Source organism: uncultured Oscillibacter sp., assembly GCF_910579365.1.
In the GTDB taxonomy this organism is placed as follows: Bacteria; Bacillota; Clostridia; order Oscillospirales; family Oscillospiraceae; genus Oscillibacter.
Genome location: NZ_CAJTUX010000027.1, coordinates 16,160 through 31,738 on the forward strand (window position 1 = coordinate 16,160; position 15,579 = coordinate 31,738).

Annotated in this window: 13 protein-coding genes; 8 read left to right on the plus strand and 5 right to left on the minus strand. The window is 68.3% G+C overall.

All coding sequences use genetic code 11. The annotated features are described in order from the left end of the window. The first annotated feature begins 9 nt into the window (after positions 1–9). The 5 genes from pyrE (at position 10) to QZ329_RS08175 (ending at position 3,357) form a co-directional block, all read left to right on the plus strand. Positions 10–645, plus strand: a complete 636-nt coding sequence (gene pyrE / locus QZ329_RS08155; protein WP_295750898.1) for an orotate phosphoribosyltransferase — start codon at positions 10–12, stop codon at positions 643–645. A gap of 23 nt (positions 646–668) precedes the next feature. Beyond that, positions 669–1,589, plus strand: a complete 921-nt coding sequence (gene pyrB, locus QZ329_RS08160; protein ID WP_295750901.1) for an aspartate carbamoyltransferase — start codon at positions 669–671, stop codon at positions 1,587–1,589. A 17-nt stretch (positions 1,590–1,606) separates the two neighbouring features. Then, positions 1,607–2,038 carry an aspartate carbamoyltransferase regulatory subunit gene (locus tag QZ329_RS08165; RefSeq protein ID WP_295750903.1) on the plus strand — a complete coding sequence of 144 codons (432 nt, stop codon included), beginning with the start codon at positions 1,607–1,609 and terminating at the stop codon, positions 2,036–2,038. A gap of 69 nt (positions 2,039–2,107) precedes the next feature. Further along, positions 2,108–2,629, plus strand: coding sequence for a SprT family zinc-dependent metalloprotease (locus QZ329_RS08170; protein ID WP_295750907.1), 522 nt, complete (start codon positions 2,108–2,110; stop codon positions 2,627–2,629). A 23-nt stretch (positions 2,630–2,652) separates the two neighbouring features. Beyond that, positions 2,653–3,357: an IMP cyclohydrolase gene (locus tag QZ329_RS08175; protein ID WP_295750911.1), complete on the plus strand. Its 705-nt coding sequence runs from the start codon at positions 2,653–2,655 to the stop codon at positions 3,355–3,357. Between the two features lie 41 nt (positions 3,358–3,398). On the opposite strand, the gene QZ329_RS08180 is transcribed toward QZ329_RS08175, so the two are convergent. Next, positions 3,399–3,626 carry a dihydrofolate reductase family protein gene (locus QZ329_RS08180; protein WP_365351675.1) on the minus strand — a complete coding sequence of 76 codons (228 nt, stop codon included), beginning with the start codon at positions 3,624–3,626 and terminating at the stop codon, positions 3,399–3,401. Positions 3,627–3,749: 123 nt separating this feature from the next. Here QZ329_RS08180 and QZ329_RS08185 point away from each other — a divergent pair, with 123 nt between their 5' ends. From QZ329_RS08185 to QZ329_RS08195, 3 genes are read left to right on the plus strand one after another with little or no spacing between them, the layout of a single operon-like run. After that, entirely contained in the window at positions 3,750–8,540 is a 4,791-nt protein-coding gene (locus QZ329_RS08185) for a cytidyltransferase-related domain protein (protein WP_295750913.1), read from the plus strand. 16 nt (positions 8,541–8,556) lie between these two features. Further along, positions 8,557–9,720 (plus strand): lactate dehydrogenase, encoded by a 1,164-nt coding sequence (locus QZ329_RS08190; RefSeq protein WP_295750916.1) that lies wholly within the window; start codon positions 8,557–8,559, stop codon positions 9,718–9,720. Between the two features lie 14 nt (positions 9,721–9,734). Continuing rightward, positions 9,735–10,778, plus strand: a complete 1,044-nt coding sequence (locus QZ329_RS08195) for an NAD(P)H-dependent oxidoreductase (RefSeq protein ID WP_295750918.1) — start codon at positions 9,735–9,737, stop codon at positions 10,776–10,778. 126 nt (positions 10,779–10,904) lie between these two features. On the opposite strand, the gene QZ329_RS08200 is transcribed toward QZ329_RS08195, so the two are convergent. From QZ329_RS08200 to QZ329_RS08215, 4 genes are all read right to left on the minus strand, one after another. Beyond that, complete coding sequence (locus tag QZ329_RS08200) at positions 10,905–11,318, minus strand: signal peptidase II (protein ID WP_295750921.1); 414 nt, start codon at positions 11,316–11,318, stop codon at positions 10,905–10,907. Further along, a complete protein-coding gene (locus tag QZ329_RS08205; RefSeq protein ID WP_295750924.1) occupies positions 11,312–13,984 on the minus strand; it encodes a TetM/TetW/TetO/TetS family tetracycline resistance ribosomal protection protein in 2,673 nt (890 codons plus the stop codon). The genes QZ329_RS08200 and QZ329_RS08205 overlap by 7 nt, the downstream gene beginning before the upstream one ends. Then, positions 13,981–14,727: a heparan-alpha-glucosaminide N-acetyltransferase gene (locus tag QZ329_RS08210; protein WP_295750927.1), complete on the minus strand. Its 747-nt coding sequence runs from the start codon at positions 14,725–14,727 to the stop codon at positions 13,981–13,983. Before QZ329_RS08210 ends, QZ329_RS08205 begins: the two co-directional genes overlap by 4 nt. A gap of 59 nt (positions 14,728–14,786) precedes the next feature. After that, positions 14,787–15,579: His/Gly/Thr/Pro-type tRNA ligase C-terminal domain-containing protein (locus tag QZ329_RS08215; RefSeq protein ID WP_295750931.1), on the minus strand; the 793-nt coding region annotated here is incomplete at its 5' end.

Genomic DNA, 15,579 nt, shown 5'->3' on the forward strand with positions numbered 1-15,579 from the left:
AGTCTTCCCATGACGCGTGAACAGACCATTGCCCACGACCTTCTGTCCATCGGCGCGGTGTTCCTCCGCCCGGACGAGCCCTTTACCTGGGCCAGCGGCATCCGGAGCCCCATCTACTGCGACAACCGCCTGACCCTCACCGCGCCGGAGGTCCGCACCCGCGTGGAAGAGGGGCTGGTGGACCTCATCTGCAAGCACTATCCCACGGTGGAGGTCCTCATGGGCACCTCCACCGCCGGCATCGCCCACGCCGCCATCGTGGGCCACCTCATGGGCCTGCCCATGGGCTACGTCCGCTCCAGCGGCAAGGACCACGGGCGGCAGAACCGCATCGAGGGCAGGCTGGAGCCTGGCCAGCGGGTCGTGGTGGTGGAGGACCTGATCTCCACCGGCGGGAGCTGCATCGACGTGGTGGAGGCCCTGCGGGAGGCCGGGGCCGAGGTGCTGGGCATCGCGTCCATTTTCACCTACGGACTCCAAAAGGGCCTGGACCGTCTGGCGGCGGCCGGCGTGGAGAATCACAGCCTCTCCAACTTCGACGCGGTGTGCGAGATCGCTGCGGCGGAGGGGAGAATCCAGCCGGAGGACATGGACCGGCTGAAAAAATTCCGGGCGAACCCGTCAGACGCGAGCTGGAGAATTTGAGCGGAACAGGGAAAGGAGCCTTTATGCCCAGAAACATCATCGACGTCACGGACCTCACCGTAGAGGAAATCGGCGAGCTCATCGCCGTGGCGGAGGACATCATCGCACACCCCGCCAAGTACCAGGAGGCCTGCCGCCATAAGCAGCTGGCCACGCTGTTCTTCGAGCCCTCCACCCGTACCCGCCTGTCCTTCGAGTCCGCCATGCTGGCCCTGGGCGGCAGCGTCCTGGGCTTTTCCGAGGCGGCCTCCAGCTCCGCCGCCAAGGGCGAGACCGTGGGGGACACCGTCCACACTGTCAGCTGCTATGCGGACATTATCGCCATGCGCCACCCCAAGGAGGGCGCGCCCTACGCCGCCGCCCAGTTCAGCGAGGCGCCCATCATCAACGCCGGAGACGGCGGCCACAACCACCCCACCCAGACCCTGACGGACCTCCTCACCATCCACCGGGAGAAGGGGCGGCTGGACGGCTTCACCATCGGCTTCTGCGGGGACCTGAAGTTTGGCCGCACGGTCCACTCCCTGGTGAACGCCCTGAGCCGGTATGAGAACATCCGGTTCGTCCTTATCTCCCCGGCGGAGCTGAAGCTCCCCCGCTACGTGAAGGAGGGGGCTTTGAAGAAGCGGGGCATCCCCTATAAGCAGACCGACAGTCTGGAAAGCGTCATTCCGGACCTGGACATCCTGTATATGACCCGGGTCCAGAAGGAGCGCTTCTTCAACGAGGAGGACTATCTGCGCCTGAAGGACAGCTATATCCTCACGCCGGAGAAGCTGGAGGCCGCGAAGCCGGACCTCTCCATCCTCCACCCCCTGCCCCGGGTGAACGAGATCTCCGTGGCGGTGGACAAGGACCCCCGGGCGGCGTACTGGAAGCAGGTGAAGAACGGGAAGTTCATCCGCATGGCCCTGATTATGAAGCTGCTGGACATCCGCGTGTGAAGAAAGGGGAGGACTTTATGAACATCGACAGCATCCAAAACGGCGTGGTCCTGGACCATATCCAGGCGGGCAAGAGCATGGATATCTACAAGTACCTCCACCTGGACCGGCTGGACTGCTCCGTAGCCATCATCAAAAACGTCCGCAGTGAGCGGCTGGGGAGGAAGGATATTATCAAGATCGACTCCCCCCTGGAGGTGGACGTGGACGTGCTGGGCTATATCGACGACCAGATCACCGTCAACGTCATCCGCAGAGGCGTCCGGGTGGAGAAGCGCCGCCTGGAGCCGCCGAAGAAGCTGGTGAACATCATCCGCTGCAAGAATCCCCGGTGCATCACCGTGGCGGAGCCCCAGCTGGACGCCGTCTTCCTCCTCAGCGACCCGGAAAAGCACGTCTACCGCTGCGCCTACTGCGACACGGCCAAGGGAAAGAAGAAGGATTTTTAGCGCGCCGGAAGCCCGGCAGCGGACCGGGCCGGCGGCGCGGAGAGACATGGATGATACGGATAGACGAAAATGGAACCTTACGAACTGATTCGCTCCCGGCGGAAGACCCTGGCGCTGGAGGTCACGGGGGACGGGCGGCTGCTGGTCCGGGCCCCTCTGCGCTGCGCCCAGGCGCGGATTGACGCCTTTGTCTCCGCCCACACCGCCTGGATTGAAAAGCACGTGGCCCTCCAGCGGGAACGGGCCGCCCGCCGCCCCCCCGCCCCCACCGGGGCGGAGATCGAGGATCTGAAGGCCCAGGCCCGGGCCGTTTTGCCGGAGCTTACCGCCCGCTGGAGCGAGAAGATGGGCGTGCGCCCCACCGGGCTCAAGGTGACCACGGCCCGGAAGCGCTATGGAAGCTGCAGCGCCAGGAACAGCCTGTGCTTTTCCTGCTTCCTCATGCGCTGCCCCCCGGAGGCCATCGAGCTGGTGGTGGTCCACGAGCTCTGCCACATCCGGGAGAAGAACCACGGCCCCCGGTTTTACGCCCTGCTGGAGCAGTACCTCCCCGACTGGCGGGAGAGGAAGCGGCGGCTCTTCCTGGAATGAAATTTCAACTGCGGAGGATGGATATGGAAAAACGAGACCTTCTGGAACGGCTGAGAGGCAACCCCTATCCCGGGCGGGGCATCGTCCTGGGCAGAAGCGCGGACGGCGAATTTGCCGTTGCCGCGTACTTTATCATGGGCCGGAGCGGGAACTCCCGGAACCGCCGCTTTGTCCCCACGGAGGACGGCATCCGCACCGAGGCGGCGGACCCCGCCAAGATGACGGACCCCAGCCTCATCATCTACCACCCGGTCCGGACGGCGGGAGGGGAGCTCATCGTCACCAACGGGGACCAGACGGACACCGTCCGGGACCATCTGTTAGAGGGCGGGACCTTTGCCGGGGCCCTGCAAACCCGGACCTTCGAGCCGGACGGGCCCAACTACACCCCCCGCATCTCCGGCCTTTTGAGTCCCGACGGCAGCTTCCAGCTCTCCATTTTGAAAAGCGCCGGCGGGGACCCCGCCTGCTGCTGCCGGTATTTCTATCACTACGACGCTCCCCTCCCCGGCGAGGGCCGCTTCCTCCACACCTACCTGGGTGACGGGGACCCCCTGCCCTCCTTCGAGGGGGAGCCGGAGCGGGTTGCCCTGGACGCAAAGACGCCGGAGGCCCTGGCGGAACAGGTCTGGGAGGCTCTGGACCCGGCGAACAAGGTGTCCCTCTTCGTCCGCTTCGTGCGCCTTGCGGACGGGACCTTCCACGACGCGATTCGTAACCGGCTCTGAGCCAAGGAGGCCGTCCCCCGTGGGGACGGCCTCCTTTGATTTTACAGCCTGCCATAGACCAGTTCCGCGAACTGGCCGTACTTCCGGACCTCCTCCAGGCGGAAGCGGCGGAGGGCCTCCCGCTGGGTAAACAGGGGGATACCCTCCCCCAGCAGCACCGGGGCCACCTGCATAATCAGATGGTCCGCCAGGTCCCGGTTCAGCAGCGGGGCCAGGATGGTGTTCCCGCCGACCACCCAGACGCGTTTTGCGGGGTCCAGCCCCTCCACAAACGCCGCCGGGTCCCCGCAGACGGCGCTTTTTCATTTTCCCCCTTCCCCCCGGCGGCAGACTGCGGTATACTGGAGGGGATCATAAACCACCGGCCCTCTCCGGGCGGAACGGAGGAACCCATGAAACAGCTCTATTTGAACATGACCCGGGCCTTTCAGGAAGAGGACTTCCTGCGGAAGCTGGCCTGCCCCCAGGCGGATGCGGCGGCGCTTTTCGGCGCCGTGGACTGGAAGCGGCGGCTGGCCCCCCTGCTGCCCATCCGGGAGCGGATCTCCTGCGCCGGGGCGCTGGAGGTCTTCCGCCCCGTTTTGAAGGACCTGGCCCCGGAGCCGGAGGAGGGCTGGGCCTTGTACGCCTATCGGGTGGCCGCCTCCCTTCTCTATCCCCAGGCCAGCCCGGCCCGCACCCCCGCCCAGCGGGACGGGGCGCTGTGCTTCCTCCAGTTCCTCCGGACTCTCTTTGACGCGGAGCGGGCCGCCCTGCCCTTTGACTTCTGGCTGGACTTCGCCTTCTGCACCGAGGAGGAGCTGAAGACCAGCGCTGCGGCGGAGGAGTACCGCCAGTTTCTCCGCCGCTGGCGGGAGGAATATATCTACGAGCTCCTGCGCCTGGGCTGGGAGGTGACCCCCTTCCGCACCTGCGAGCACATCGCCGGGGTCCACCATGTGTCCATGATGGTCTCCCGGGCCTTCAAGGCCGGGGGCGGAAAGATCGACCTGGGCCTGATCTCCGGCGCGGCGGCGGGGCACGACATCGGCAAGTTCGGCTGCAAGCCCGGGGAGCGGGTGCCCTATCTCCACTATTACTACACGGACCAGTGGTTCACCTGGCGGGGTCTGGGGACGCTGGGCCGGGTGGCCGCCAACCACTCCGTCTGGGACCTGGAGCTGGAGAATCTGTCCTCGGAGTCGCTGGTGCTGGTGTACGCCGACTTCCGGGTGAAGCAGGAGCGGGACCAGGCGGGACGGGAGAGCGCCCGGCTCTTCTCCCTCCAGGACGCCTTTGACGTCATCCTCGCCAAGCTGGACAACGTGGACGACGCCAAGCGCCGGCGCTATCAGTATGTCTACGTAAAGCTCCAGGACTTCGAGGGCTACCTCCAGACCTTCGGCGTGGACGTGACGCTGGAGACCCCCGGCGGCCCGCCCCTGCCCCGGAAGGACCCCGCCCTGATGAACGAGGACGAGGTGGTCCTGGGTCTGCGGCGGACCGCTGTGGACCACAACATCCGCCTCATGCACCGCCTGAGCCGGGAGCGGCTGTTCGTGGCCACCCTGGAGGCGGCGCGGGGAGAGAAGGACCCAGCCCGCATCCGGGCCTATGTGTCCATCTTCCGGGAGTACTTCACCTATTGGACCGTGGAGCAGAAGGAGCAGACGCTGGAGTTCCTCTACGAGCTGCTGCTGCTGCCGGACGGGGACATCCGCCGCCAGGCGGCGGGGCTGATGGGGCAGATTCTCTCCAAATTCCTCTCCGGCTACAAGAAGGAGCTGCCCCAGGGGGTGGCCCCCAGCGCCCAGGAGGAGCGGCCCTTCGAGCTTTGGGCGGAGTACCTGGAAAAGCTCATCCACCCGGACCGCCGCCTCACGCCCCGGCAGATCAGCATGATCCGCTATCAGGCCAAGACGGCGGCGGACGCACTTTTGGGGGGCTGCTCGGACGAGGATTTCCCCCGGTTTGCCGGGCTGCTGTTCCGGCACTATCAGGACCCCGGGACCGAGGACGCCGAGGGGGCCTTCGCCCTGATGAACACGGCGCTGAACCTGCCCATGGAGCGGCTGGACCACCGGGACATCCGGCTGCTGGCGGAGTTTGCCGCCTGGTGGCTGGAAGGGGGCGAGGCCCCGCAGCAGGCGGCGGCCATGCGCCTGAGCCGGCGGCTTCTTCCGGTTCTGGGGGCGGAGCCGGAGGAGAGGGAGGCCATCGCCAGGGCCGTGGCGGCGGCGGACTGCCGCTCGTCCACGCCGCTTCTCTACCTCCAGGCCCGCCTGGGGGGCCTTCTGGGCCTGGACGTCTCCGCTCACCAGCTGCTGCTGGACCGGGGGGAGGCCGCCAGCGGCGTCTTCCTGGACAATCTGAAAACCGCCACGCCCTGGGTGCTGAAGGCGGTGGGCGTGGAGTACCTTTTGGACCAGGCCCGGCGGAGCGAGGCGGTGGGCGTGCTGCACATCGCCACCCACTTTTCCAACCTCCTGAAGGTCAGCGAGAACGTGGTGGTCCGCCGTCTGGCGGGAAACGCCCTTTTGGACATTGCCCCCCAGCTGTCCCCGGACCGGCGGAATGAGGTGGCGGTGGAGCTGTGCGAGGCGCTGGAAACCGGGCAGTCGGAAATCTCCCAGTACATCCCCCCCTACCTGGGCCAGTTCCTCCTCTGGCTGCCCCCCAGGGAGCTGGACGAGATTCTGGACGAGCTGCTGCGCTTCCTCTCCTCCTCCAGCGCCAGCGTGGCGGCGGCCTCGCTGTCCACCGTGGGGGCGCTGCTGGAGTATTACGCCGTTTATAAAAAGCGCTTCCAGGAGCCGGAGGAGGCCCGGACCGCCCGGCGCAGGCGGATGGCGGGCCTTCTTTTGAAGGGGCTGGCCTCCTGCATGGACCCCGTGCGGCAGGAGGCCCTCCGGGTCCTGGGCGAGGGGCTCTTTGCCTCCGGCGCGCTGAGCTATGAGGACAAGACCAGCCTCTTCACCCTGGTGGCCAAGAAGCTCCTCTTCCTCATCGGCGAGCAGGCCGAGCAGGAGCTGACCTTCTTCTACACCGCCGCCGCCTTGTCCCACATCTACCGTTTCGCCGTGCGGCACCGCATTGAGAGCGGGCCCTTCCGCTTCGAGTGGCGGGACAAGGCCGCCGCCTTCTTCCCCGGCACCTTCGATCCCTTCTCCCTCTCCCACAAGGGCATCGTCACCGCCATCCGGGACCTGGGGCTGGAGGTGTATCTGGCTGTGGACGAGTTCTCCTGGTCCAAGAAGGCCCAGCCCTCCCTGATCCGGCGGCAGATCGTCAGCATGTCCGTGGCGGACGAGTTCGGCGTCTACCTCTTCCCCCACGACATCCCCGTGAACCTGGCAACGCCGGAGGACCTTCTCCGCCTGCGGCAGGTATTCGAGGGGCGGGAGCTCTTTCTGGTGGTGGGGTCCGACGTGGTGGCGGGGGCCTCGTCCTACAAGGCCCCGCCCCGGGAGGGGTCCGTCCACACCCTGAATCACATTGTCTTCCGCCGCTCCAGCGACGCCGAGGGCCGGGAGATCGACGCGGACCTCTCCCGCATCACCGGGCGGGTGGTCCAGCTCCAGCTGCCCACCCATCTGGAGGACATCAGCTCCACCCGCATCCGGGAGAACATCGACCTGGGCCGGGACATCTCCAACCTGGTGGACCCCACGGTCCAGGACCTGATCTACCGCAACAGCCTCTACCTCCGGGAGCCCCAGTACAAGCAGCTGGTCCGGGCCAGCTTCCTGGACTTCTCCCGGGTGGAGACGCCGGACCCGGCTTTGTGGGAGGAGCTGTCCGCGGCCCTGGGCCCCCTGCCGCCGCCGGACCCCCGCGACAGCCTCTTCCTCCTCCGGGCCGCCGGGCCCCGGCCCCGGGTCCTGGGCTTTTTGACCACTCGGGTGGTCAACTCCGGCGAGCTGTACAGCGCCTTTGGAAGCGAGGTCCTGGCCAACTGGGTCCGCACCCGCACGGCGGGCCGGATTCAGCTGCTGACGGGGCTTTGGGCCGTCCGGACCCCCGGGGGGAACTATGACGTCCGCCAGCTGCTTTTGACGGAGGTCCTCTCCCGCGCGGCGGAGGAGGACTGCGGCTACAGCGTCTGGTGGGGCCGGGCCGGGGCGGAGGAGCTGGAGATTTTAAAGCGCCAGGGCTTCCTGCCCTCGGAGCTGGAGACCCCCCAGCCCCTGCTGCTGGTGGACATGCGGTCCCCGGCGGTGCTGGTGCAGAACATCCCCACCACGCTGAAGGAGCCTTTCGCCTCGGACCGGCAGGTGCTTGCCGCCGTGAGCCAGGCCCATCTCCGCCTCCAGGAGGCGGTGTGCGGCCTGTACCCGGGGACGCTGGTGCTGTCCTTCAACGCGGAGGTCATCTACCACCGCCTGGTCCGGATGCTGACGGAGGAGAACGGCGTCCCCGCCGAGCCCCAGACGCCCCGGGTCCTGGGGCCGAAGATGTGCGTGCCCTTCGGCAAGATACTCCGGGGCAACGCCGTGCCCAACACCGTGACAAAGACCATCCATACGGACAAGGTCTTCGCCCCGGACCTCCGCTCCTTCTCCATCGCTCCCTTCCCCGGCTACGCGCCGCTGGAGAGCCAGATCCGCACCATCCGTTCCTTCCGCCGCCCCGTGATGCTGGTGGACGACCTGCTCCACACCGGCAACCGCATCAACGCCCTGGACCCCCTCTTCCGCCGGGAGGAGCTGGAGATCGACCGCTGCGTGGTGGGCCTCCTCTCCGGCCGGGGGCGGGACTTGATGGCCGCCAGAGGGCGGACGGTGGAAAGCGTGTACTTCGTGCCGGACCTCCGGGCCTGGTTTGTGGAGTCCACCATGTACCCCTTCATCGGCGGGGACACCGTGGCCCAGGCCCGGCCCTCCGTCCCGGGACTGACCCCGGCGGTGAACCTGATCCTGCCCTACGCCTTCCCCCGGTTTTACCGGGAGTGCGGCCGGGAGGCGGTGTTCCGCTTCTCCCGGACCTGCATAGAAAACAGCCGGGAGATTCTCCTGACGCTGGAGCGGGCCTACCGGGAGCGCTACGCCCGGAACCTGACCCTCTCCCACCTCAGCGAGGCGGTGAACCTGCCCCTGAGTCCGGACAAGGGGGCGGCTTTGCGGTACGACCCGAATCTCTCCGCGTCGGCGTGCCTGGAGGGGGACCTCCGGCAGCTGGACCGGATGCGGGAGCTTTTGCGGTGAGACAAAAGGAGGCGCTATGACAGAACACACACCATATAAAATCCAGCAGGACCCCGCCCGGACCCCCGCCGCCTGGCTGGCGGCGGACCCCCGGCAGCTGAACGGGGAAGCGGCGGACGTCCGCTGGCTGGACCCCCGGCGGCTGGGGGAGGTCCCGGCCCTGCCGGAGGCTGTCCGGGCCGCCCTTCCCCAGGGCGGGGTGACAGGGGTAAACACCCGCCACCCCCGCTGGGAGCGGGCGTTGGAATTCGTGGTCCCCAAGCCCGGGAAAAAGCGGGTCCACCTCCTGGCGGTGGGGGACGTGGGGGGCACGCTGCTGACGGCGCTGAAGCTGCTGGGCGGGGACGTGATCTCCGGCCTGGGCATCTGCGACCTGAACGAGAACACCATAGCCCGGTGGACCGCAGAGATGGGCCAGATCGCCTGGCCCTGGGACTACGGCGCCCTGCCGGAGGTGGAGGCTGTCCCTCCGGAGCGCCTGTTCGACTGCGACGTGTTTATTTTCGCCGCCACGAAGGCCGTTCCCCCGGTGGGAAGCGGCGTCCGGGACGTGCGCATGGCCCAGCTGGAGACCAACCGCCCCCTGGCGGAGTCCTTCGCCCGGCAGGCCCGGGAGGCGGATTTCCGGGGCCTCTTCGCCGTCCTCAGCGACCCGGTGGACCCCCTGTGCCGGGTGGTGTGGCGGGCCTCCAACCTGGGGCCGGACGGGGAGATGGACCATCTCGGCCTCCTGCCGGAGCAGGTCCAGGGCTTCGGCCTGGGGGTGATGAACGCCCGGGCGGCGTACTTCGCGAAGCGGGACCCCCGCTTTGCCTCCTTCCTCACGGAGGGGCGGAGCTTTGGCCCCCACGGGCGGGGGCTGGTGATCGCCAACTCCGTGGAGCGCTATGACGATGCCCTCTCCCGGGAGCTGACCCAGCTGACGCTGGAGGCCAATCTCCGGATTCGGGACCTGGGCTTCAAGCCCTATGTGGCCCCCGCCGTCTCCTCCGGGGCCATGCAGCTGCTCCTGACCCTGCGGGGGCGGTGGCATTGCTCCTCGGCGCCCCTGGGGGGCGTGTGGTTTGGCTGCAAGAACCGCTTCACCCCCTGGGGGCTGGAGCTGGAGACCCTGGAGCTGCCGGACGCCCTGTTTGCCCGCCTCCGGGAGACGGAGCGGGCTCTGCACGAAATTTCCTGAGAGCGGGTGAAGCCATGGAACGGGAATGGACCCTGGCCGCCGGTCCCCTGACGGGGCGGCTGGGGGAGACGCTGAACGCCGCCCTGGCGGGGCGGGGGGGCCGGCTTTGGCGGAGGGGGGAGTCCCTGGAAAACCGGCGGATTCTCTTTGCCTTCTCCCTGCCGGGAAATGGAACCAATACGGAGCTGTACGGCCTCCTGGGCTGGCTGCGGGATCACCCCGGCTGCCTCCGGGGCAGCGTGGGCGGCGTGGTCATCGACGGGGCCGGAGACCTCTACACCAAGGCGGCGGGGCGGGATTTGCTTCTCGCCGCCAGTCTGGCGGGCTGCGCCTTCCCGGGCCGCCCGCTGGTGGAGGCGGTGGGAGACCTGCGGAATTTCACCGTCCAGGCGAAAAACGCCGGCTGCGGCCTGGAGGAGGCGTACCGCCGGGCGGTGGCGGACCTGGCGGAGCGGGTGCGGACCTTCGCGCCGCCCCGGAGGGAGCGCCCCCGGATTCTGGCGCTTCACGCCTCCAGCCGGACTACCTCCAACACCCTGGCCCTCTGGGGCCGGGTCCGGGAGGGTCTGGAGGCGGCGGGCTGTCAGGTCCGGGAGATCGGACTGCGGAACGGAACGCTGGAGGACTGCGCCGGCTGCGCCTACACCACCTGCCTTCACTTCGGAGAACAGGGGGGCTGCTTTTACGGCGGCGTTATGGTGCGGGAGGTCTTCCCCGCCATCCGGGAGGCGGACGCGGTGGTCCTCCTCTGCCCCAATTATAACGACGCCCTCTCCGCCAACCTCACCGCCGCCGTGAACCGGCTGACGGCGCTGTACCGCACCACGTCCTTCGAGGATAAGGCGGTCTTTGCCATCGTGGTCTCGGGCTACTCCGGGGGGGACCTTGTGGCCGGGCAGGCGGCGTCGGCCATGAGCGCCAACAAGGGCTTCTGGCTGCCGCCCAACTTCTGCCTCCTGGAGACGGCCAACGACGCCGGAGCCGCCATGGCCCTGCCGGGGATCGAGGAGCGGCTGGAGCGCTTCGCCGGAAACATGCTGGCCCAGCTCCAGGCGTAGGCGCGGGCGAATCGAATCAAGGAGCGCCGCCCGCGAAAGCGGTCGGCGCTCCGAACCGTCGGGAACCGTCCGTTCCCGGGGCCAAAAGCACAGGCGGGAGCCCCTGGGGAGGGGTCCCGCCTGTGATTATTTCCGGTTCCGGCGGAGCAGCAGAAGCCCTCCGCCCAGGATGGCGAAGTCCGCCAGGTTGAAGACGTAGCGCCGCAGACGCCCCGGCGCTTTGGGGAACTGAACGTAGTCATAGACCCGGCCATGCCGGACCCGCTCGGAGAGGTTGCTCAGCCCCCCGCCCAGAAGCAGCCCCACGGCCAGGGGCCGCCGCCTCCGCTGGGACCACAGCGCCCCCAGCGCCGCCGCCGAGACCAGGGGCAGCGCCTCCTTGGGGAGGGGCAGTCCAAAAGCGGCTCCCCGGTTCCAAAGGGCCCGGAGCCGGACGCGGCCGCCCCAGAACGCCGTCTCCCGGCGGCTGGAGCGGTTGAGATACCAGCGGGCGGCGGCGCTGGCGCCGAAGACGCCCAGGGCGGTGCAGACAGTCAGCATGGCGGTTCCTCCTTTTTTCGCTCCGCCCGCTCCATGGCGGTCCGAAGGGCTCCGGGGCCCCTGCCCCGGCGGTTGTTGTGAGAGAGCAGCTCCGCGATCTGGCCCTGGACCTGCTCCATCTCCTCCCGAAAGGCAGAGGCGGAGAGCCGCAGGGCCCCGTGGCCCAGGATGATGAGCTGTTCCGGCCCGTCGGAGGTGGCCACCCGCACCCGGTGCCGCTTTCCGATCTCATAGGTGGCCCGTTCGATGTAGGCGTCCGCCGTCTCCGCCTCCTTGGTGTAGACCACGTGGATGTTGTGATACCGCTCCACGGACCCCTGTCCGCCCTTGACCTTGTACGCGTCGAAGACGGCGATGACCTCGCACCTCCGCCAGCCCTGGTAGTTGCAAAGGAGGTCGCACAGGGCCTTCCGGGCGGCGTCCAGGTTCTCCCGGGCCATGGCCTTCAGCTCCTCCCAGGCGAAGATGATGTTGTACCCGTCCACCAGCAGATACTCCGGCCCCCCGGGCGGGGGGCGGACGGGGCGGCGCTCCGCCTCCGGGGCGGGGGGCCTCCGGGGTTCCTTGGGCGGGAGGAAATCCCGCCGCTTCACCGCGCCGTAGGTCCGCTCGAAGATGGCTTGAAGCTCCTTGTCCTGTTCGATGGTCCCGGCGTAGGAGGCGCTGCGCCGGGTATCCGGCTCCTTGGCGGCCTCCGCCTCCGGGGCGTTCCGGCGGAGGCCGCTGTCCACGTGGGCCTGAGCGGGAACGTCGCTCCACTTCACGGTGTATCCCGCCCCGTGGGCGCAGAAGACGGAGTCCGGCGTGTTCTCCACGTCCCGCTCCGGGTCGTAGCCCAGGGCCTCGATCACGGCTTCCGGGTTTCCGCAGGGCCGGTATCCCGCGGGGCGGAGGCTCAGGCGGCCCTGGCCCCGGGTATAGGCGGCCACCTCCCTGGCGTAGTCCCCCATGGCGGCCACCGGGGCCTCGCCGGAGAGAACGGCCTCCTCCCCCAGGGTCTCCGCCGGCTCCGCCTCGCCGCCCATCTGCTGGATGTCGTGCAGGGCCCGGCCCAGCTGCGCCCCCGGCAGCTCCAGGCGGAAGGCGTACCAGGGCTCCAGCAGCACGCTCTGGGCGGACATGAGACCCTGGCGCACGGCCCGGTAGGTGGCCTGACGGAAGTCGCCGCCCTCCGTGTGCTTCAGGTGGGCCCGGCCCGCCGTCAGGGTGAGCTTCATGTCCGTGATGGGGGACCCGGTGAGGACCCCCAGGTGGATTTTCTCCCAGAGGTGGGTGAGGATGAGCCGCTGCCAGCGGCCCTCCAGCTGGTCCTCTGGACAGGCGGCGGCGAACCGGAGGCCCGTCCCCCGGGGCAGGGGCTCCAGGAGCAGATGGACCTCGGCATAGTGCCGCAGAGGCTCGAAGTGGCCCACGCCCTCCACGGCTTCGGCGATGGTCTCCCGGTACACCACCCGCCCTGCGCCGAAGCGCGCCTCGATGCCGAAGCGCTCCTTCAGGCGGCGCTGGAGAATCTCGATCTGGACCTCCCCCATCAGCTGGACCCGGATGCCTTGGCCGTCCCAGGAGACCCGGAGCTGGGGGTCCTCCTCCTCCAGAAGCCGCAGGGCCTTGAGGGCGGCGGAGGGGTCCGCCTCCGTCTCCGCCTGATAGGCCAGCACTGGCTCCAGGGAGGGAACCGTCCAGGCCGTCTCAAAGCCCAGCCCCTGGCCGGGGAGCGCCCGGCTCAGTCCGGTGACGGCCACGACGGAACCGGCGGGAGCCTCGTCCACGGGGCGGAATTTGGCCCCGGAGTAGAGGCGGAGCTGGTCCGCCTTCTCCTCCCAAAGTTCCTCCTCCGGCGCGTCCGGCTGGGCCTCCGCCTCCGGGCGGCGGTTGGTGAGGACGTCCCGGGGCCTCAGCGTGCCGCCGGTGATTTTCATCCAGGTCAGCCGGGCCCCCCGGACGTCCCGGGAGACCTTGAAGACCCGGGCGCCGAAGTCCGCCGGATAGGTCCGTAGAGGCGCGCAGCGGCGCAGGGCCTCCAGCAGCGCCTCCACCCCCTCCAGCTTTAACGCGGAGCCGAAGAGGCAGGGAAAGAGCCTCCGCCGCCGGATGAGGTCCGTCAGGTCCGCCTCCGAGACGGCCCCGGTCTCCAAATACCGCTCCAGCAGGGCCTCGTCGCACATGGCGGCCTCCTCCGCCAGCTCCTCCGGCGGCAGGGAGAAGTCCGCGCAGCCGCTGTCCAGCCGGCTCTTCAGCTCCTTCAGCAGAGCTCCCCGGTCCGTCCCCGTCAGGTCCATCTTGTTGATGAACAGGAAGGTGGGAACCCCGTACCGCTCCAGCAGCCGCCAGAGGGTCCGGGTGTGGGCCTGGACGCCGTCGCTGCCGCTGACCACCAAAACCGCGCAGTCCAGCACCTGGAGCACCCGTTCCGCCTCGGCGGAGAAGTCCACGTGCCCCGGGGTGTCCAGCAGCGTGACCTCCAGGTCCCCCAGGGAGAATTCCGCCTGTTTGGAGAAGATGGTGATGCCCCGCTCCCGCTCCATATCGTCGGTGTCCAGGAACGCGTCCCCGTGGTCCACCCGGCCCAGGCGGCGGATGGCCCCGCTCTGGTAGAGAAGGGCCTCGGAGAGGGTGGTCTTCCCGGCGTCCACGTGGGCCAGGATGCCCATGACGAGTTTATTCATGCCGTCCCTCCTGTCAAGAGAAGGCGTCCCAGGGCCAGCGCCCCGTAGATCACCGGCTGGTGGAGCATGTAGATGAGAAGGGAATGGCGGCCCATGGCGGCGGCCAGGGGGACCCGCCGCATCTCCCGCGCCTCCTCCGGCCGGAGCCGGAAGAGGAAGTACCCCGTCAGGAAGAGGAAGAACCAGGGGAGGAGGGAGAAATAGTCCGTGGAGAAGAAGCCCGCCGGAGGGAAGCCCAGCAGGGCGGTGAGGCGGTTCCGGTAGAGCCCGTCCGGCAGGGCGGTCAGGCGCAGCCCCTCGAAGCCCAGGAAGCCCGCGTTCACATCCCGGAAGAGCAGGAAGAGGAGGAAGCTCCCCGCCAGCCCCGCCCGGGGAGGAAGACGCTCCAGGACCAAAGACAGGGGGACCAGCAGCATGGAGGAGGCCCCCAGCAGGGTCAGCACGCCGCAGTACACCAGATTGGAGGGCATCCAAAGCCAGGTGACGGCGGTGATGAGGGCCCCGCAGGAAAACACGGTCAGCCCCCGCCGGAACTGATGGCGGCCCAAAGCGAAGCAGTAGCCGGAAAGGAGGAGGAAGGTCCAGCAGATGCTCTGCTGCCAGACGTGGGCGGCGAAGCCGCGGTACCAGGGCCAATCCATGCCGACGATATAAACAAGGTCCCAGCAGGCGTGATAGAGGATCATGCTGATCAGGGCGCAGCCCCGAATGGCGTCTAACACTTGATAGCGGCGGCGTTCCAAGGAGCGGCCTCCTTTCTGGAGTGGGAAAAAGGGGGAGCGCCGCTCCCCCTTTTGGGTCTTCAATAGGCCACGCCCCAATAGATATCGGTGACGCACTTTTTGCCGCACACGGGGCAGACGCCCTCCGTGCCGCTCTGGGATAGGGGCATGCAGCGGGAGGTGACGCCCGCCCGCTCCTTCATGGCCAGCTCGCATTCCAAAGAGCCGCACCACTTGGACCGCAGGAAGCCGCCCTTGCCCTCGGCGATGGCCTTGGCCTCCTCGGGGGAGGAGATATCGAAGGTGTTGTCCTCCCGGTTCCGAAGGGCCATGGCGTACAGATTCTCGTGCACCGCGTCCAGGAGCCGCTTCACGGTCTCCTCCAGCTCCGCCAGGGGAGTGGTCACCCGCTCTCCGGTGTCCCGGCGGGCGATGACGCACTGGTCCTTCTCCATGTCCTTGGGCCCGATCTCCACCCGGAGAGGCACGCCCTTCATCTCGTACTCGGCAAACTTCCAGCCGGGGGAGTTGTCGGAATCGTCCATCCTGGAGCGGACGCCCGCCTCCTTCAGCCGGTCCCGCAGGGCGGCGGCGGCGTCCAGCACGCCGGGCTTGTGGGCCGCCACGGGAATGACCACCGCCTGGATAGGGGCCACCCGGGGGGGCAGCACCAGTCCGTTGTCGTCGCCGTGGGTCATGATGATGCCGCCGATCATCCGGGTGCTGACGCCCCAGCTGGTCTGATGGGGATAATGGAGCTGGTTGTCCTTCCCGGTGTAGGTGATGTGGAAGGCCTTGGCGAAGCCGTCGCCGAAATAGTGGCTGGTGCCCGCCTGGAGGGCCTTGTGGTCGTGCATCATGCACTCCACGGTG